General features: G+C 60.0%; 15 protein-coding genes. All 15 read left to right on the forward strand.

Going from position 1 to position 18,227, the window contains the following annotated elements; translation table 11 throughout:
- Window positions 1-28 precede the first annotated feature (28 nt).
- The 15 genes from tssB (at window position 29) to AOA62_RS03245 (ending at window position 18,207) form a co-directional block, all read left to right on the forward strand.
- Window positions 29-526: a type VI secretion system contractile sheath small subunit gene (tssB, locus tag AOA62_RS03175; protein WP_099547820.1), complete on the forward strand. Its 498-nt coding sequence runs from the start codon at window positions 29-31 to the stop codon at window positions 524-526.
- Window positions 527-552: 26 nt separating this feature from the next.
- Complete coding sequence (gene tssC / locus AOA62_RS03180; protein ID WP_099547821.1) at window positions 553-2,028, forward strand: type VI secretion system contractile sheath large subunit; 1,476 nt, start codon at window positions 553-555, stop codon at window positions 2,026-2,028.
- 14 nt (window positions 2,029-2,042) lie between these two features.
- Complete coding sequence (tssE, locus tag AOA62_RS03185) at window positions 2,043-2,444, forward strand: type VI secretion system baseplate subunit TssE (protein ID WP_099547843.1); 402 nt, start codon at window positions 2,043-2,045, stop codon at window positions 2,442-2,444.
- Window positions 2,434-4,221, forward strand: a complete 1,788-nt coding sequence (gene tssF / locus AOA62_RS03190) for a type VI secretion system baseplate subunit TssF (RefSeq protein WP_099547822.1) — start codon at window positions 2,434-2,436, stop codon at window positions 4,219-4,221. Before tssE ends, tssF begins: the two co-directional genes overlap by 11 nt.
- Window positions 4,185-5,177 (forward strand): type VI secretion system baseplate subunit TssG, encoded by a 993-nt coding sequence (tssG, locus tag AOA62_RS03195; RefSeq protein ID WP_017136827.1) that lies wholly within the window; start codon window positions 4,185-4,187, stop codon window positions 5,175-5,177. The genes tssF and tssG overlap by 37 nt, the downstream gene beginning before the upstream one ends.
- A 6-nt stretch (window positions 5,178-5,183) precedes the next feature.
- The gene (locus tag AOA62_RS03200; RefSeq protein ID WP_256592274.1) at window positions 5,184-7,628 is read left to right on the forward strand and encodes an AAA family ATPase; all 2,445 of its coding nucleotides are present in this window, start codon (window positions 5,184-5,186) and stop codon (window positions 7,626-7,628) included.
- Complete coding sequence (locus AOA62_RS03205; RefSeq protein ID WP_099547823.1) at window positions 7,625-9,154, forward strand: sigma-54-dependent Fis family transcriptional regulator; 1,530 nt, start codon at window positions 7,625-7,627, stop codon at window positions 9,152-9,154. Before AOA62_RS03200 ends, AOA62_RS03205 begins: the two co-directional genes overlap by 4 nt.
- Before the next feature lie 73 nt (window positions 9,155-9,227).
- The gene (locus AOA62_RS32420) at window positions 9,228-9,359 is read left to right on the forward strand and encodes a hypothetical protein (protein WP_026013686.1); all 132 of its coding nucleotides are present in this window, start codon (window positions 9,228-9,230) and stop codon (window positions 9,357-9,359) included.
- Window positions 9,360-9,372: 13 nt separating this feature from the next.
- Window positions 9,373-10,566 carry a type VI secretion system-associated FHA domain protein TagH gene (gene tagH / locus AOA62_RS03215; protein WP_099547824.1) on the forward strand — a complete coding sequence of 398 codons (1,194 nt, stop codon included), beginning with the start codon at window positions 9,373-9,375 and terminating at the stop codon, window positions 10,564-10,566.
- Window positions 10,563-11,045, forward strand: coding sequence for a type VI secretion system lipoprotein TssJ (gene tssJ / locus AOA62_RS03220; protein WP_017136823.1), 483 nt, complete (start codon window positions 10,563-10,565; stop codon window positions 11,043-11,045). Before tagH ends, tssJ begins: the two co-directional genes overlap by 4 nt.
- Window position 11,046: 1 nt before the next feature.
- Complete coding sequence (tssK, locus tag AOA62_RS03225) at window positions 11,047-12,375, forward strand: type VI secretion system baseplate subunit TssK (protein WP_099547825.1); 1,329 nt, start codon at window positions 11,047-11,049, stop codon at window positions 12,373-12,375.
- Window positions 12,376-12,380: 5 nt separating this feature from the next.
- Window positions 12,381-13,247, forward strand: coding sequence for a type IVB secretion system protein IcmH/DotU (gene icmH, locus AOA62_RS03230; RefSeq protein WP_099547826.1), 867 nt, complete (start codon window positions 12,381-12,383; stop codon window positions 13,245-13,247).
- Window positions 13,248-13,262: 15 nt separating this feature from the next.
- Complete coding sequence (gene tssM, locus AOA62_RS03235) at window positions 13,263-16,640, forward strand: type VI secretion system membrane subunit TssM (RefSeq protein ID WP_099547827.1); 3,378 nt, start codon at window positions 13,263-13,265, stop codon at window positions 16,638-16,640.
- Window positions 16,637-17,368, forward strand: coding sequence for a PP2C family serine/threonine-protein phosphatase (locus tag AOA62_RS03240; protein ID WP_099547828.1), 732 nt, complete (start codon window positions 16,637-16,639; stop codon window positions 17,366-17,368). Before tssM ends, AOA62_RS03240 begins: the two co-directional genes overlap by 4 nt.
- Window positions 17,365-18,207: a serine/threonine-protein kinase gene (locus AOA62_RS03245; protein WP_099547829.1), complete on the forward strand. Its 843-nt coding sequence runs from the start codon at window positions 17,365-17,367 to the stop codon at window positions 18,205-18,207. The genes AOA62_RS03240 and AOA62_RS03245 overlap by 4 nt, the downstream gene beginning before the upstream one ends.
- Window positions 18,208-18,227 lie beyond the last annotated feature (20 nt).

Raw genomic sequence — 18,227 nt, forward strand, 5'->3', positions numbered from 1 at the left:
GAACCCCCTCGAAAAAAGGAGATTTACCGTGGCCAAAGAAGGTTCGGTAGCACCCAAGGAACGCATCAATATCACCTTCAAGCCCGCCGTCGGGGGCGCCCAGGAAGAGGTTGAGCTACCTCTGAAATTGCTGGTGCTGGGTGACTTCGCCCAGCGCGAAGACCCACGCAAGCTCGAAGACCGCAAGCCTATCGGTATCGACAAGAACACCTTTGATGACGTGCTGGCCAAACAGGCACTGGCGTTGACGCTAAGTGTGCCTAATCGCCTGCAGGAACTGCCCGATATCGAAGCACTGTCGGTCCAGGTGCGGGTCAACTCGATGAAGGATTTTACCCCGGCGAACCTGGTCGAGCAGATCCCGGAGCTGCAAAAACTCATGGCGCTGCGTGAAGCACTGATGGCCCTCAAGGGGCCATTGGGTAACACGCCGAGCTTTCGCAAGGCGATCGAACAGGCGCTGGCGGATGACGACTCCCGCGCACGTGTATTGACCGAATTGGGGTTGAGTGACCCCACCGCCTGACATTTTCAGTAAAGGACACTGACGCCATGACCACCCAACAGCATCCGCTACCCACCCGAGTGGCTGACGAGCACAGCATTCTCGATACCATCATTGCCCAAACACTGCTGAGCGCGGATGACGAGGCCTACAGCATTGCCAAACGCGGTGTCTCGGCGTTTATCGAAGAGCTTGTCAAACCGCACAACAGCGGCGAGCCGGTCAAGAAGCGTCTGGTCGATCGAATGATCGCCGAGATCGACATGAAGCTCAGCGAGCAAATGGATGAAATTCTTCATCACCCGGATTTCCAGGCACTGGAAGCTTCGTGGAGAGGGTTGCAACTGCTCGTCGATCGCACCAATTTTCGCGAGAACATCAAGATCGAACTGCTGAACGTCTCACGACAGGACCTGCTGGACGATTTCGAAGACTCCCCGGAAACCACCCAGTCCGGGCTCTACAAGCATATCTACAGTGCCGAGTATGGTCAGTTCGGCGGCCAGCCCGTGGGCGCCATCATTGCCAACTACTTCCTTGGGCCCAGCGCGCCGGATGTGAAGCTGATGCAATACGTTTCCAGTGTTGCCTGCATGGCCCATGCACCGTTTATTGCCGCCGCAGGGCCGAGCTTTTTCGGTTTGGAAAGCTTTACCGGTCTGCCTGACATGAAGGACCTCAAGGATCATTTCGAGGGGCCGCAATTTGCCAAATGGCAAAGCTTTCGTCAGAGCGAAGACGCTCGTTACATTGGCCTGACCGTGCCGCGGTTCCTGTTGCGTACCCCTTACGATCCCCTTGAGTGCCCGGTCAAGACATTTGCCTACCAGGAAAACGTGGTCAACGGCCACGAACACTATTTGTGGGGCAATACCGCGTTTGCCTTTGCCACCCGGCTGACGGACAGTTTTGCCCGGTTTCGCTGGTGCCCGAACATTATTGGCCCGCAAAGCGGTGGGACAGTGGAAGACCTGCCCCTGCATCATTTCCAGAGCATGGGTGAAATTGAAACCAAGATCCCGACCGAAGTGCTGGTCTCTGACCGTCGCGAGTACGAACTCGCACAGGAAGGCTTTATTGCCCTGACCATGCGCAAAGGCAGTGATAACGCGGCGTTCTTTTCCGCCAGTTCAGTACAAAAACCCAAGTATTTCGGCAGCAGTGCCGAGGGCAAGGAAGCTGAGTTGAATTACCGCCTGGGAACACAACTGCCCTACATGATGGTGGTCAACCGGCTGGCGCATTATCTCAAGGTGTTGCAGCGTGAGCAGTTGGGTTCATGGAAGGAGCGTACCGACCTTGAGCTGGAGCTCAACAAATGGATTCGCCAATACGTTGCCGACCAGGAAAACCCCAGCGCCGAAGTGCGTGGGCGGCGCCCATTGCGGGCTGCCCGCATCGTGGTCAGTGATGTTGAGGGCGAACCTGGCTGGTACCGCGTTAACCTCAGTGTGCGACCGCACTTCAAGTACATGGGCGCGGACTTCACCCTGTCCCTCGTCGGCAAACTCGACAAAGAATGAGAAAGGGGCAGGGGATACCCGACTATCGCAGCCTTTTTGAGCGTCTCGAAGGCCTGGCATCCGCCAGGGCCGGGAGTGTAGCGTCGATTGCCGCGCACTTGGAGAACATGCTCGGCACACGTGCAGGCAGTGTCTTGACGCTGCCTGACTATGGGCTGCCCGACCTCAATGACATGCGCTTGAGCCTGCATGAGTCATTGAGTCAGTCGCGCCTGTCGATTGAGCGTTTCATCCAGGTTTACGAACCACGTCTTTCGAATGTGCGTGTCAGGGGCTTACCCGATACCGGCAACCCCTTGGTCCTGGCGTTTGTGATTGAGGCAACACTGCTCATCGACGGCGTTGTGCAACCAGTGGTTTTTAACGCGCAGTTGGCCGGTGGTGGTCGGGTTGAGGTGCTGCCTGATGTCCTTTAACCACTTTTACCAAAGTGAGCTAAGTGCCTTGCGCCAACTTGGGCGGCGTTTTGCTGAACGCAACCCAGCCTTGGCACCTTTTCTCGCCGACTCAGGCCAAGACCCGGATGTAGAGCGTCTATTGGAAGGCTTCGCCTTTCTGACCGGGCGCTTGCGCCAGAAGCTTGCCGACGAGCTTCCAGAGCTGACTCACTCATTGATGCATCTGCTGTGGCCCAACTATATGCGGCCACTGCCGGCGTTCAGTATCTTGCAATTTGACCCGTTGAAACATGCGTGCACCACGGTGAGCGTAGAACGGGACACGCCGGTTGAAAGCGTGCTGGTCAATGGTGAGCGCTGCCGCTTTCGTACCTGCTACGCCACCCAGGTGCTGGCGTTGCAACTGAGTCGCCTGGAGTACGTGTCCCAGGGAGCACAAACGCTCCTCAACCTGCATATGGAGATGAGCGTCGAGGGCAATTTGAGCCAGTTGGCGTTCGATCAATTGCGTTTGCACCTGGCGGGTGATCGACAGGTGAGCCAAGGCTTGTACCTGAGCTTGTTGCGTCATCTGGAAGGCATCGAATTGCGGCTCTTTGACCACGAAGGGGTTGTGATCAAGGATCGCGATGGCCAGCCGTTGTCGCTGCGGCTTGCTGCAAGCCAGGTAAAACCGGTGGGGTTCGATGAGGAGCATGCACTGATTCCCTATCCCGCCAACACCTTTTGCGGTTATCGCCATCTGCAGGAATATTTTGCGTTTACGGACAAGTATCTGTTTGTCGATGTACTGGGGCTGGATGCGTTAGAGGCGTTGCCAAATGAATTGCGCAAGCAGGCGAGATGTATAGAGCTGCGTTTCAAGTTAAACCACCCCGCGCATGCGGCGCATCGCCCCACTCTGGACAACGTAAAGCTGTATTGCACGCCGATTGCCAACCTGTTCAAGCACGATGCAGTGCCCATTCGCCTCGATGGCAAGCAGGATGAGTACCTGCTGCTGCCGGGTGGCATAGCGCGGGGCAATGCCGCGGTCTTTTCCGTGGACCAGGTGACCGGATGGCGCCCGGGTGGGCTGGGCTACCAGGCGTATGTGCCGTTCGAATCCTTCGAGCATGGCAGTGGCAATGCCACTTCGGCGCGCACGCCCAGCTACAGCATTCGTCAGCGCTCGTCGGTGCAAAGTGCCGAACTGGATACCTGGTTGAGTTTTGGCACTGGCCCAGGCAATGAGCAGGAAACCCTTTCGATTGAATTGACCTGCACCAACCACAACTTGCCACGGCTGCTGCAGGTGGGAGAGATCAATCAGCCCTGTGAACAAACCCCGGAATTCCTGACGTTTCGCAATATCTGTGCGCCGACGGCAAGCTTTGCTCCGCCTTTGGACCAGGACTTCCTCTGGAAACTGATCAGCAACATGTCGCTCAACTACCTCTCGTTGACCGATACCCGTGCCTTGAAAGTCATCCTCCAGACATACGACTTGCCGCGCTATCACGATCGACAGGCTCACAACGTCAGCCAGCGAAGACTGGATGCGTTGAAGTCCATCCGTCATCAAGCCGTCGATCGAATACATCGTGGGCTGCCGATACGCGGCCTGCAGGTCGACTTGAGTATTGACGTCAACGGCTTTGCCGGCCAGGGCGACCTGTTTGTCTTCGCCTCGGCACTCAATGAGTTTTTTGCCCTATACGCCGGCCTCAATTCGTATCACGAACTGCGGGTCACCAGCACACAAGGAGACGTGTATCTATGGCCACCCCGGATGGGTCGGCAGGCCCTGCTTTGACTGCTCTAGCACGCACAATTCGCGAGTATTCGTTATTCCAGGCGGTACTGCAGGTGATCGAGCGCCTGCGCGACAGCCATCCTTCACTGGATGACGACGCGTTATATGACCTGCTCGAGTTCCAGGCCAACCCAAGCTTGGGTTTCCCTGGGCACGACATTGACCGGGTGGTTTTTTTTGTCGAGCACGGACAGTTACGCGCGCGCCTGCGTCTTAACGTGCTCGGCTTGTTTGGCGCCGGTTCGCCATTGCCTGGGTTTTATCAAGAGCAGGCGAGTGGCAGCGTCAGCCGTGGCTTTCTCGACGTATTTCACCACCGCCTGCAGAGGTTGATGTTGCCGATCTGGCGTAAGTATCGCTATCGAGCGAGTTTTCGCACCGACGCAAGTGATGCTTTTTCCGCGCAGATGTTTGCGCTGGTCGGGCTGGGCAGCCGCCAGATTCGAGACGCGGCGCAATTGGACTGCAAGCGGTTGTTGCCGTACCTGGGGCTGCTGAGCCTGCGAGCGCATTCGGCAACCTTGATCGAAACGGTGCTGCGCCATTACTTCAAGCACAGTCGTTTGTTCATTGAACAATGGGTTGAACGCACGGTGGTCATCGCCCAACAGCAACGCAATCAACTCGGTACGGCCAATAACGTGCTTGGCGAAGACCTGCTGCTCGGGCACCGGGTTGCCGATCGCAGCGGCAAGTTCAGGGTGCATGTCGAGGGCTTGAGCTGGCAGCGCTTTCACACGTTTCTACCCGCCGGCAGCGCGTGCAAACCGTTGTGCTCGCTGGTTCGCCTGATGCTGCGGGTGCCATTGGACTATGACGTGCGCCTGGTACTGGCCGAGGGTGAAGTGCGGCCATTGCATATTGGCGAGCGCAACGTATGCCGTCTCGGTTGGACCAGTTGGTTGGGGTACGAGCGTGCCGACGGTGTGGTCACTCTGGCCAGCCACTCTGATTAGGGACTGATGATTATGATGAATGTAGACCTGCAACAACTGATCCGGACCTTGACCCCGCAAACGCGCGTTGACTTGGCGCGGGCAGCTGAACGATGTGTTACGCGCGGTGGCAAGGAAGTGTTGGTTGAGGACCTGCTGCTGACACTGCTGGAACACCCTGATGGTCCTTTGGCCAGGGCTCTGGCGGATGCCGAGATCGCTCCAGGCGAGCTTCAGGCCATGCTGCAGCTCAAAGGTGAACACAGTGCATCGCGCAGCCCGGTGTTTGCCCCGGCACTCGTGCAGTGGTTGCAACAAGCATTAATGGTTGGCCACCTTGAACTGGGGCAGGTTGAAGTCGATGCCGGTGCTTTATTGCTGGCACTTCTGCGCCATCCACTGCAACACGCGGGCAGTGGTTATCAGCAATTGCTGAGTCGTTTGGACGCGCAACGGGTGCTGGATTTTTTGTTGAGCCAGGGATCTGGAACTGGCCCTTTGCGAACAGGCGAGTCGCTGCTGGAGCGCTTTACCCACGACCTGACGCATCAAGCCCGCGAAGGCCGTATCGACCCGGTCCTTTGCCGCGACGCAGAGATCCGTCAATTGATCGATATCCTTGTGCGTCGGCGCAAGAACAACCCGATCCTGGTGGGAGACGCGGGCGTGGGTAAGACCGCCATCGTCGAAGGGCTCGCTTTGCGAGTGGTTGCCTCACAGGTGCCCGAGCCACTCAAGGGAGTACGCATACTGACCTTGGATATGGGCTTGTTGCAGGCCGGCGCCAGCATCAAGGGCGAGTTCGAACGGCGGCTCAAAGGTGTGATCGACGAGGTCAACGCCTCACCACAGGCCGTGATCCTGTTTATTGATGAGGCACATACCCTGGTGGGTGCCGGCGGGCAGGTGGGTGGAGGCGATGCCGCCAATTTGCTCAAGCCCGCCCTGGCGCGCGGTCAATTGCGCACAATCGCAGCCACGACCTGGTCCGAGTACAAAAAATACATCGAAAAAGACCCTGCGCTGGCACGGCGCTTCCAGCCGGTGAAGGTTGGCGAGCCGAGTGTGGCGGCAGCAGTTTCCATTTTGCGCGGGTTGGTGCCGGTGTATGAAGCCAGCCATGGCGTCTATGTACGCGACGATGCGGTGGTGGCGGCAGCGCAACTGAGCGCTCGTTACCTGACGGGGCGTCAGTTGCCGGACAAGGCCGTCGATGTACTGGATACAGCCTGTGCGCAAGTGCGCATTAGCCTGACGGCGGCGCCTGAGGTGTTGCAGCAGCTGTGCGCTGAATTGGCCGAGGGCACACAGCAGCGCGTGGCGCTTGAGCGCGATGTTCAAGCAGGCTTGTCAGTTGACCAGCCAGCGTTGCAAACACTGGTCCGGCGTCTGGACGCCCTGGAGCTTGAGCGCCAGCAAGCCGAGCAGGGCTGGATGCAGCGTGAACAGCAGCAAGCCAGTCACGAGGTCTGCCCACGTGTGGTCGCTCAGGTCATCAGCGGCTGGACCGGTATTCCGGTCGAGCAACTGGCGTTGGAGCACAGTGAGCGCATCCCGGGTTTTGCCGATGCCCTGCGCGAGCGAATTATTGGGCAGGAACCGGCGGTGCAGGCGCTTGATCGCAACCTGCGAGCGGTGGCTGCAGGCCTTAATAATCCTGAGGCCCCAGTAGGCGTATTTTTGCTGGCCGGCCCAAGCGGGGTCGGCAAGACCGAGACGGCGCTGGCGCTGGCGGACTTGCTGTACGGCGGCGAGCGGTTTGTGATCACGCTCAATATGTCGGAATACCAGGAGCAACACTCCCTGTCCCGATTGATCGGAGCGCCTCCCGGTTACATTGGGTACGGCGAGGGCGGGGTGCTGACCGAGGCCGTGCGCCAGCGCCCCTATTCAGTGGTGCTGCTCGATGAAGTCGAGAAGGCCGACCCAGAGGTGCTGAACCTGTTCTACCAGGTCTTTGACAAGGGCTTGGCCAATGACGGTGAAGGTCGCGAAATCGACTTCCGTAACACGCTGATCCTGATGACGTCCAACCTGGGCAGCGATTGCATCACAGCACTGTGCGCCGATGGCCAGCGCCCTGATTCTGAGGTGCTGGAGGAAGTGATTCGCCCCGTATTGCGCGCTCACTTCAAGCCGGCTCTGCTTGCCCGGATGCGTGTCGTGCCGTATTACCCGCTCGCAGGCGAACGGTTACAGGACGTTGCAAGGCTCAAGCTTGCGCACCTTGGCCAACGGCTGCACACGCGTGAACTGGTGTTCAGCTACAGCGCCGAACTGGTCACGCACATGGTCGAACGCTGTATGCACCAGGACAGTGGTGCGCGTTATATCGACCAGTGGATCGAGTCCCACCTGCTGCCGCAGATCGTTGATCGCCTGCTCAGTGCGATGGCCGTTGGCGAATTCCTCTCTGCCACCCACGCGACGCTGGATGGCCGCGGTGTGCCTGTGTGTGAGTTCAGCCAATGACGCACAGCACATTCAAGCCGTTGCCTTGTCCGCAGGCCTGCACCGACCAACTGCTGGGCTGGTTCACCCGCCTGGGATTTGAGCGTGAGGAATCGACGTTGGCGCAGCTTTGCGTCACGGCCGCTGCGCAGTTGAGCGAGTGTGACCTGTGCCAACTGTATGCGCGGGAGGAAACCACCGGCCAGTTGGGGCTGATCGCTCAATACTTTCCTGACGGGGAACCCTCAGGCGAGCGGGCTGCAACTGTGGAGGTTCAACACCAGCAGTTATTGCACTACGTCCTTAACCAGGGGCGGGAGCTGACCATTGATGAACTGTGCAACAGCGCCTATGACAGCGGTTTTCTCCCCGTAGCGACGTTGCCTTGGCACGCGCTGACATGCCTGCCCTTGTTCAACCGGAGCAAGGCGGTGTGCGGCGTCCTGCTTTGTGCCAGCCTGCGCCCGACGCAATTTCAGGGCTACGCCGTGTCGTTGGGCCAACTGGGTAGCTTTGCCCTCGGCCAATTAACTCTGCGCCGGCTTGCCCATCCTGGGCGCATCACTGCTGTTGCCCAGCGCTGTGCGCCCGTCACAGGCGGCTATGGCTTGATCGGCAACAGCACCGCGATGGAAGCGACCTGTCACCTCATCGGCAAGGTTGTGCAGGCGCCTTTTACCGTGCTGTTGCACGGTGAAACCGGCACTGGCAAGGAGGTGGTGGCGCGTGCGATTCACGCCGCCGGCCCGCGCAGCACGCGAGCGTTTGTCGTGCAAAACTGCGCAGCCTTCCCTGAGGGCTTGCTGGAGAGTGAGCTGTTCGGCTACCGCAAAGGCGCGTTTACCGGTGCGGAGCGTAACTATGCTGGGCTATTTGACGCGGCTGATGGCGGCACACTGCTGCTGGATGAGATTGGCGATATGCCACTCTCCCTGCAGGCAAAGCTGCTGAGAGTTCTACAAGAAGGTGAGGTGCGCCCCCTGGGCGCCAATACCGCCCACAAGGTCGACGTGCGAATCATCGCCGCCACCCATCGCGACCTGCTGGCAATGGTCAGCCAGGGGACTTTTCGCGAGGACCTCTATTACCGATTGGCACAGTTCCCTATCCAATTACCGGCCTTGCGTGAGCGTGACGGTGATGTGCTGCAGCTTGCCCGGCACTTTGCTGAAAAGGTCTGCGCGGCACTCGAAAAACCGGTGGTCAGTTGGTCCAGTGCCGCGCTTGATCAGCTCTCCGGCCACGCCTTCCCAGGCAATGTGCGTGAGCTCAAATGCCTGGTGGAACGGGCGGTGCTGCTGTGTGATGACGGGGTGATTTTACCTGAGCACCTGTCGCTGTCGTCGGCTCCCGCGGGTACGACCGCCGAAGCGACTCTGCGTCAGCGCCTGGAGCGGGTGGAACGGGTCTTTCTGATCGATTGCCTGCACAAGAACCGTGGCAATCGAACGCGCACCGCGCGTGAACTTGGGGTCGCGCGTCGCACGCTGCTGTACCGGCTTGCGCGTTTGAATATCCCCATGGGCGCGTCTCGAGGCGAATGCTGAATGGCGTATTCACGCTGGCGTGCTCATGGGCTCTGCGATGCCCCGTTTGTTTTATCTACCTGGGAGAACCCCGATGCCTGATCGTCCATGGCGAGCCGTACTGCTTGTGTTGTGTTTACTGAGCGGTTGCAGCGCCAATTATGTGTTTGATGACGCTGACTATCGTCCTTTGGGTGACTCCCAAGCGACCCGTCGCGGCCAATGAAATGGAGCCTTTCATGCAATTAGTGCTTGAAGTGTGTGATGGCGGGAGCGATGAGCCGCCACCGCGCAAGGTGTTCGATGGAGTGGGCGGCGTGGTCGGTCGTGGAGCCGGTTGCGACTGGAGTATTTCTGACCCCAGTCGCTTGCTTTCCAGTCACCACGGGTTGATCGCGTACCGTGACGCGCGTTATTTCCTGACGGATATCAGCAGTAACGGTATCCGTGCGGTGAGCAGTGGCAAGTCGCTGCAAAAGGGGCAGGCGCGGTTGATCGTGGAGGGTGATGTTTTCCAGTTGGGGCCATTTGCTATCCGTGCGCGGTTGATTGAGCGCGTGGCGTCGCATTGCCAGCCATTATCCACTGCGGGCGGGGTGATACCCGATGATGCTTACCTGGGCCTGGACCCCGTTCAAGAATGGGATCGCCAGTCGATGCACGGCGCACCGCTGTGCGAGCTGGACGCCTTGAACGACGTGCAAGAGGCACCGAGTGCCTGGATGTCTGGTGACGATGTTGAGCGCGACTACCTGGCCTTACCTGCACAGGCAGACGTTTTGGTAGAGAGGGTCGAACCTGTCTTGCCTGACTCGCAGGCGCCCGAGGCTTACGAAGTGTTCTGGGCGCAGTTCGCCAAAGCGTTGGGCGTCAGTGCGCATGCGCTCGATTGCGCTGGCCGCGAGGCGTTGGCGATTAAGGTTGCGGGTTTACTCAGGCACGCGATTGATGGGTTGCAACAGAACCTGCGCACTCACGACGAACTGCACAACGAATTGGACCTGGACGCGAGCACCTTGATCAAACGTCCGAACGCGTTGAAAGACAGCCTGTGCATTGACTCTGCGTTGGCGTCGTTGCTGGGCACGGGCGAGTTGGCGCAACCCTGCGCCGAAGCGGCCATTACGCAGGTGTACCGGCAAATGCAAGTGCATCAGGTCGCGCTGCTCGTTGCATGCCGCACGGCGCTGCGCACCTCGTTGGCGACGTTTGCCCCCGGTCACTTGCTGGCCAGTTTTGAGCGCGATGACAAGGTGCCGAGGTTCTTTGCCGACAGGGCGCATTGGCGGGCCTACCAGCGCCACTATCAACGAGTGGTCGAAGAAAATGCATCGAATACGGACCTGTTGCGCGGCAACTTTTCCAAGGCCTATGAGGAGCAGGTACGCCTGGCCTCGGCGTTGTTTGCCACACCTTCGGGAGGATGCCCATGACCCGTGTCGCCCTGCCTCTTTTGGTTGTATTGGTGCTGCTGGGTGGTTGCAGCAACCTGTCACCGTTTTCCACATTGACCAAGCTCGACTTGACGCTGGCCGCCAGTGACGAAGTGAACCCCGACCTGCATGGGCGCCCCTCGCCGGTGGTGGTGCAGCTGTTTGAACTCAAGCATCCAGTGGCATTCGAAAACGCAGATTTTTTTACCCTGTATGGGCATGCCGAGCAGGCGCTGCCCAAAGACTGGGTGAGCAGCGAGGAGCTGGAGCTGCGCCCCGGCGAGCAGGTGGCCCTCAAACTCAGGAGCGAACCGCAAAGCCGTTACGTGGGCATCATTGCGGCGTACCGCGATTTACCCCATGTGCAATGGCGATGGGTGCTGGCGCTGGCGCCACAGCAAGTCACAAGAGCACACCTGGTGCTTGACCAGGCGGGTATCCGTGCTGGCGACCCGCTCGCCAGCCTGGAGGAGAACTGATATGCAGGCTCATAAAGTCATCTGGCAGGAAGGGATGTTGCTGCGCCCCCAGCACCTGCAACATAACGACCGTTATTACCATCAGCAGCTTAATCGAACTCGCTTGCTGGGCAGTGATGCCTGGGGTTTCCTGAGCCTGGACATCGACCTGCAATACCTGAACCTGGGCAAGCTGGTGGTCAATCAAGCCAGTGGCGTTTTGCCGGACGGCAGTCTTTTCGAGTTGACCACCGCCATGGCGCCACTGGTGCTGGAGGTGCCGGCCAACGCGGGTAGGCAATCGGTGTACCTGGCGTTACCGATGACGACCGGCAATCAGGTTGAAACCCGCACGCAGGAGGCGCCGGAGGTGTTGGCGCGCTACATCGCCTGTGACATTGAAGTGGCGGACTCCAATGCGGGCCGGGACGCTCGTTGCCAGATCAGTTGCGCACGGCCGGATTTGCGCCTGTTGCTGGGTGAGCAGCCGGGGGATGAGGTCTACGTGAAGCTGAAGATTGCCCAGGTGCTGGAATGCTCTGCTGAAGAGGGGCTGCGTATGGAGCCTGATTTTGCCCCGACGTTTATTTATGTGCAGGGCTCGGGGTTTGTTTCGTCCTGCCTCAAAGAAGTGATCAGCCTGCTCGCCAGCCGGGGGGATGCGATTGCTGAGCGGATGGGCGGCAATGGCGCCACGGCGGGTGCGCAGATTGCGGACTTTTTGATGCTGCAACTGATCAATCGGACCGAGCCGGTGTTGCGCCATTATCTGGTGCAGGCGCAAGTGCGTTCAGAGGCGTTGTTCCGCGAGATGCTGTCGATACTGGGCGAACTGGCGACGTTTGCCAGCGACAGCAAACGTGCCACCCAGCAGGTGCGCTACCTCCACGGCGACCAGGGCACGAGTTTTCGTGGGTTGATGGCGGGGTTGCGCACAGTGCTGTCGATGGTCTTTGAGCAGCATGCCCTGGAGCTGGTACTGCAACAGCGCCAGTATGGGGTAATGGTCTGCCCAGTGGCCGATCTCAAGCTGCTGGGCACCGCGACATTCATCCTGGCAGTCGCGGCTCAATGCGACTCGGAAGAACTGCGCCATCGTTTGCCGGCCCATCTGAAAATCGGTCCCGTAGAGCGCATCCGCGAACTGGTCAACCTGCACCTGGCGGGCATCAAGGTCAAACCACTGCCGGTGGCGCCCCGCCAGATCCCTTTTCATTCCGGTAAAACCTATTTCATGCTCGAACTCAGTGCCCGGGATATCGCGCAGTTGGAGCAATCGGGTGGTTTTGCGTTCCATGTCGGCGGCGAGTTCAGCGAGTTGGAACTGACCTTCTGGGCTATCAGGAATTGAACAGCATGAACATGGACAGTGATTACCCGCTGGATGAAAAAACCGTGTTGCTGGATCGTAACGGCCACGGCCCGGTACAGCGCCCGGTGACGGACTTTCCCTCGCCACCGCGTTTTGAACAGTTGGAAGACCGCATGGTCTACGCCGCCGCTGTGCAGGGCGCTCAACGTTTCAACGTGGGCCTTAACCCGCTGGTGACAGCGGCCTGGGAACTGATGTGCGAGGTGCTTGAACTTAAACTCAGCAGCGGTCGGGAAAACCTGCAGACGCTCAATGAGCGCCTGGCCGCAAGCCTCACACGCTTCGAGGTCCGCGCCCAGCATGAAGGCATGGAAAGCGCTCAGGTGATTGCTGCTCGCTATGTGCTGTGCAGCGTCGTTGATGAAGCGGTAGTCACCACGGCGTGGGGAAGTCGCAGCGACTGGTCGAAGATCAGTCTGCTGAGCCGTTTTCACAACGAAACCTTTGGCGGCGAAAAGTTTTTCCAGCTGTTGGAGCGACTGTCTCGCGACCCCGTAAAGCACTTGGCCATGCTGGAACTGATGTACCTGTGCCTGTCGATGGGTTTTGAAGGCAAATACAGGGTCATGGAGCGCGGCGTGACCGAGCTTGAGGGCGTCCGTGACGCCTTGTATCGCCAGATAAGACACGTGCGTGGCGACCCGGTGTCTGTGTCCGCCTCTGTTCCCCGACCGGAGCCGGCACGCCGCAAACGGCTGCGCACACTCTCCGCAACCTGGTGTGTGGCGTTGGGCTTGATCGCTTTGCTGGCGATGTATTCGGCAACTGCCTGGGTACTGGAGCAGGAGCGAGCCCATGCATTGCAATCCTTTCAATCTTCGGCGCCGGAACTGACTCCGACGCCCTTGTAACGCTGGGAACATTGAATGAACGCATTCTTCAAGGGCGCGGGTAACCTGCTGCGCATCGTTTGGGTATGGAGCTTGTTGCTGGTGCTTTCCAGCGCGTGCCTGGTGTGGTTTTTCGGGCCTGTGCTGGCGGTGGATGACCACCGGTTCTGGCAAGGTGCTACGGCTCGGCTCGTGACTATCAGCGGGCTGTTTCTGCTATGGGGGCTGGCGATGGTCATTGCGGGCGCACGCCACAGCGCAAGGTCCAAAACCGACGAAAGCCGGGCCGACCGTCAGCATCCGGGGCTGGTAGAGGATGAGCGCAAACAGGTACGCGCCCGTTTCAAGGACGCGCTGCACACCTTGAAAACATCTCGCCACTATTTCGGGCGCAGCGTGCGCTCACGCAACGAACTGCCCTGGTACTTGTTGATCGGACAGCGAGGCAGCGGCAAGAGCGCTTTGCTGGCAGCGAATGGCTTGCAGCGCCCGCCGGATCACCTTCAAGCCGCATCATCAGGGGCCAGCGCCTACTGTGACTGGTTCTTCGCCGATCAGGGCGTCCTGATGGAGAGTGCCGGACGCTACCTGGACCAGCCCGACCGCGCGGTCGATGCCGCAGGTTGGTCAACATTACTCGGGCTGCTCAAGTCCAGGCGGCGAGTACGTCCACTCAACGGCGTGGTGGTGACGTTGTCGGTGGACACCCTGTTGGGCAGCAATGAGCATGATCTGGAGCGCCATGCACGGCATGTGCATTCCAGGTTACAAGATATCCAGCAGACGCTGCATATCGATATTCCGGTTTATCTGGTGCTGACCCACGCTGACCACATCCCAGGCTTTACCGCGTTTTTTGATACGCCGCACGACAGCGCCGCAGAGGGCGTACTCGGTGAGCTGATCACTGGCAGCCACACGGGTGTGCCTATGGCGCAGGTGCGTCAGGTGTTCGAAACGTTGCTGCAGCGCCTGAGTGGCGAACTGGTGCAGCGCCTGCACCAGGAGCGCAATGTCGAGCGCCGTGGCTGGATGCTGGGTTTTGTGCCCCAGGTGGCACGCATCGGTGAGCGTTTATGCCTGTTTATCGAAGTTGCGTTCTGCGCCCATCGCAATCAGCGCATCCAGGGGTTGCGAGGTTTCTATTTGACCTGTGCCGGTGAGCGGCACGAACGCTTTGTCCAAGGTCTTTTCAACCAGGTGATTTTCGCCGAGGCCGATCTTGCGGGGCTGCACGCCGAGGAGCACCGACGCATTCGTTGGCAGCAGGCGGGATGGGCGAGCGCCGTAGCACTGGTCATCGGTGCGGCGGGCATGCTCTGGGTGCACAGCTATGGGATCAACCACCAACGCCTGGAGCTGTTGGCGCAGTTAGGTCAAGTTAATACGCCAGCCCCGGACGATGCGGACCATACGTTGGGGTTACTGACATTGCTGGACAATCGCCTGGCGGCCACCCGGGTGTTTCCGCCGGTGTCAGAGGCCGGCGTGCTGGAGAGAGCCGGACTGTTTCAGGGTGAAGTGAGCCGACCACCGTTGGTCAGTGCCTACAACGACGCCCTGCAGCAAATGGTCGCCCAGGTCGCTTCGCTGCTCGAAGAACAGGTGCGGTCGAGCCTTGGGGATCGCGAACGGTTACTGGATAACCTGCGCGCCTACCTGATGCTCAATCTGCGCGAGCGACGTGATGCCGGGTGGCTGGCGGAGCGCGTGGCGACTCGGTGGTCCGAGCGCTATGCCGGTGAGGCTTCGACGCAGGCGCGCCTGAGTGAGCACTTCGGCCGGCTGCTTGAACAACCTTTTGCCGCGCCACTCAATGATGAACTGGTCGCCCAGGCTCGCCAGGTGCTGCGCGGAGAGTCGCTGGCAGACGTGGTATATCGCGTGCTGCGCGAGCAATCGCACACGCTGGAGCCCAGCCGTCTCACCGACGGCACTGTGTTCATGGCGCTGGACCAACCGATTTCCGGGTTTTACAGCAAGCGCTATGTGCAGTATTTCGACCAGCAAGGCCCGCGATTGGTTAACGCGATTGTCCTGGACAATTGGGTGCTGGGGCAGGCGACTGACCTCAGTGCGATGGAGTTGCGCCGGTTGATAGTCGAGCTCGAACAGCGCTATTTCAGCGAGTACGCCGATGCGTGGAGCCAGGCCCTGGGCCAGATCCGATTACGCGAAACCGAAAACCTGCGCCAGGACGCCGAACAACTGGCGAGCCTCACCTCGGCGCAATCACCACTGGTGTTGTTGTTACAGCAGGTGCGTGAAAATACCCGTTTGCTATCCACTGATGACCCAATGTCAGCGGTGCCCCACGAGGCCGGTGACGTGGCGGCTATCGCTCAGTCGATGGCTGCCCGTGTACGCGCGGGTGTTTTGCCCAAGCCCACAGGCGATGACGCTGCAAGACGCGCCTTGCAACGCCGTTTCGAGCCTTTGCATCAACTGCTTGATGAGCAGCAAAACCCGGGTGAGCAACTGACCCAGGCGTTGCGCCAGCTTGATGCTGTGCACCTGCAAATGGCAGCGCTGAACCGCGAAGGGTCACCGGAGCAGGCGGCTTTCCAGATGGTGAAACGGCGTATGGAAGGGCAACAACCTGGGTTGGGACAGTTACGCGATATTGCCGCACGTTTGCCGCTGCCGCTCAAAGGTTGGGTCGAGGGCCTTGCCGACGACAGTTGGCGGCATTTGTTCGATGAGGCCTATACGCATGTGAACCAACGCTACCAGAGCGAGGTGTATAGCCTGTATGCCAAGGCTATTCGCCAGCGTTACCCGTTCAATGCCCATGCCAGCAGCGACGTGGCCCTGGGCGACTTCGAGGAGTTTTTTAAACCCCAGGGCGTGCTGGCAAGGTTCCATGAAACCTACCTGCGCCCGTTTATCAGCGCCGACGGCGGGCGTTATCGCTTGCGCGGCCTGGAAGGCCAGAGCCTGCCAATGTCGCGCGCGCTGCTGGAACAACTCGGCAAAGCGCAGACCATCCGCCGTGGTTTTTTTGGTGGCGACCCAGGCGAGTTGTCGGTTCGATTTACGTTGGCACCTTATAGCCTGGATCAGGCGGTCAGCCGCGCGGTGTTGAGCTTTGGCGGTCAGCAGTTGGAGTACCGTCATGGGCCGATTGTGCCTGTGACGTTCCAGTGGCCCAGCGAGGTGGAAAATGGTCGCAGCAGCCTGGTATTGGAACGAGGTGCACAGCGGCCGTTGGGCATCGAGAAGAACAGCGGGGCCTGGTCGTTGTTCCGGTTTTTTGACTTGCTGCACAGCGAGCCCGCCAGTGGGCGCGATGCGCAGATACTCAAATCCGACCTCGCTGGTTTGCGTGCCAATTACCTGTTGGTCAGCCAGCGCACACCCAGCCCGTTTCAGATGGACACGTGGCGCACGTTCCGTTTGCCGGAGCGGCTGTGACCGCGCCGCAAGCCGCCGCAAACAGCGCGGCACGTACTCAACGTGGCAAGGCCAGGCAGCGCAACGAAGATGCGTTCCTCGACTGCCCCCAACAAGGTTGCTGGGCGGTTGCCGACGGTATGGGCGGCCACCGGGCCGGACACAGGGCCAGCCAATGGGTGGTCGACAGCCTTGCCGCGTTGCCGGTCCACGGTACGTTCGATCAGCGCATCGATGCGGTGCGGCGATGCCTGCAACGGCTCAATCAGTGTTGGGGGGATAACACCTCACCGCCGGCCGCAGGTCGCGACGACAGGATGGGCAGTACCGTGGTGGTCCTGCTGCTGGAGGGCCGGCGCGCAGCGTGTATCTGGGCGGGGGACAGCCGCTGTTACCTGTGGCGAGGCGGGCGGTTGTATCAGCTGTCGCGCGATCACTCACTGCTGCGCCAATTGATGGATGAGCAGCGATTGAGCCTGGCGCAGGCCCAGGCGCATCCCGACGCCAGGGCATTGACCCGCGCCGTAGGCGCGCGGCACCCGCTGAAACTCGAGGTGCTGGAGTTGGGCGCGCACCCAGGCGATGTGTTTGTGCTGTGCAGTGACGGTATGTACCAGGCGATGACGCACGCCGAGCTGGGCAGCGCCATGGACAGCGGTACGCCGCAACAGGTGGTGGCGCGGCTGTTCACGGCGGCGCTACGCGGGCCGGCGCGGGATGACCTGACGGCCGTGGTGGTGCGCGTATGACCACGGCACCTGGCATGCCCACCTTGCTGGCGGGGCGTTATCACCTGGAGCGCGTGTTGGGCTCGGGCGGCATGGGTGTGGTCTACCGGGCGCGCGACCTGCTGCATGAGCAGTTTGGCGAGCCCTGTTCCAGCGTGGCAATCAAGGTGCTCGGTGAGAATCTCCGCCTGGCGCCCGATGCACATGTGCTGCTCTACAGCGAGTTTGCCCTGACCCGCAGCCTGCAGCATGAGCGCGTGGTACGCATGTTTGCGTTTGAGGTGGATATCAGCAGCCAGATCGCGTTTTTCAGCATGGAGTTAATGCACGGTATGACCCTGGACCGGCTGCTGCTGGAGTGTCCCGATGGCTTGCCGTGGCGTGAGTTGCAGCCTCTGGCTGTGCAGCTGCTGGATGCTGTGGCGTATGTGCATCGTCAAGGTGTGCTGCATGGGGATGTGAAGCCGGTGAATATCATGGTGGGTGAAGAGGGCATTCGTTTGTTCGATTTCGGCCTCGGGCAGGCGACGGCGGAGGCGATGGCAGGGCTGGCGAGTGTGAGTCGTGATCGTTTTAATGCCTGGACACCGGCTTATGCTGCGCCGGAGTTGTTGGCGGGCGGTGCATTGACGGCGAGTGCTGATCTGTATGCGGTGGCGTGTGTGGTGTATGAGTTGGCCCATGGCAAACGCTTGGGCGAGCGTCGGGCCACTGAGCGGCTGGAGCGCCCCCGGCAGCTGCCCGCAGCGTGTTGGCCAGCCTTGCGCTTGGCGTTGGCGATGGATCCTGAGCGCCGAACGATCAGCGTGGAGGCGTTGGGCGAGGTTATGGCGCGTTGTCGATGGCGCTGGTTCAGGTAGCTATGGGTGCCTGCCAAGGT

The sequence above is a fragment of the Pseudomonas sp. 2995-3 genome, from assembly GCF_002742565.1.
In the GTDB taxonomy this organism is placed as follows: domain Bacteria; phylum Pseudomonadota; class Gammaproteobacteria; order Pseudomonadales; family Pseudomonadaceae; genus Aquipseudomonas; species Aquipseudomonas edaphica.

Excerpts from the sequence above, each read along its gene's own strand:
- tssC (WP_099547821.1), top strand. The coding sequence starts at position 553 with ATGACCACCCAACAGCATCCGCTACCCACCCGAGTGGCTGACGAGCAC.
- tssF (WP_099547822.1), top strand. The coding sequence starts at position 2,434 with ATGTCCTTTAACCACTTTTACCAAAGTGAGCTAAGTGCCTTGCGCCAA.
- tssG (WP_017136827.1), top strand. The coding sequence starts at position 4,185 with ATGGCCACCCCGGATGGGTCGGCAGGCCCTGCTTTGACTGCTCTAGCA.
- AOA62_RS03200 (WP_256592274.1), top strand. The coding sequence starts at position 5,184 with ATGATTATGATGAATGTAGACCTGCAACAACTGATCCGGACCTTGACC.
- AOA62_RS03205 (WP_099547823.1), top strand. The coding sequence starts at position 7,625 with ATGACGCACAGCACATTCAAGCCGTTGCCTTGTCCGCAGGCCTGCACC.
- AOA62_RS32420 (WP_026013686.1), top strand. The coding sequence starts at position 9,228 with ATGCCTGATCGTCCATGGCGAGCCGTACTGCTTGTGTTGTGTTTACTG.
- tagH (WP_099547824.1), top strand. The coding sequence starts at position 9,373 with ATGCAATTAGTGCTTGAAGTGTGTGATGGCGGGAGCGATGAGCCGCCA.
- tssJ (WP_017136823.1), top strand. The coding sequence starts at position 10,563 with ATGACCCGTGTCGCCCTGCCTCTTTTGGTTGTATTGGTGCTGCTGGGT.
- tssK (WP_099547825.1), top strand. The coding sequence starts at position 11,047 with ATGCAGGCTCATAAAGTCATCTGGCAGGAAGGGATGTTGCTGCGCCCC.
- icmH (WP_099547826.1), top strand. The coding sequence starts at position 12,381 with ATGAACATGGACAGTGATTACCCGCTGGATGAAAAAACCGTGTTGCTG.
- tssM (WP_099547827.1), top strand. The coding sequence starts at position 13,263 with ATGAACGCATTCTTCAAGGGCGCGGGTAACCTGCTGCGCATCGTTTGG.
- AOA62_RS03245 (WP_099547829.1), top strand. The coding sequence starts at position 17,365 with ATGACCACGGCACCTGGCATGCCCACCTTGCTGGCGGGGCGTTATCAC.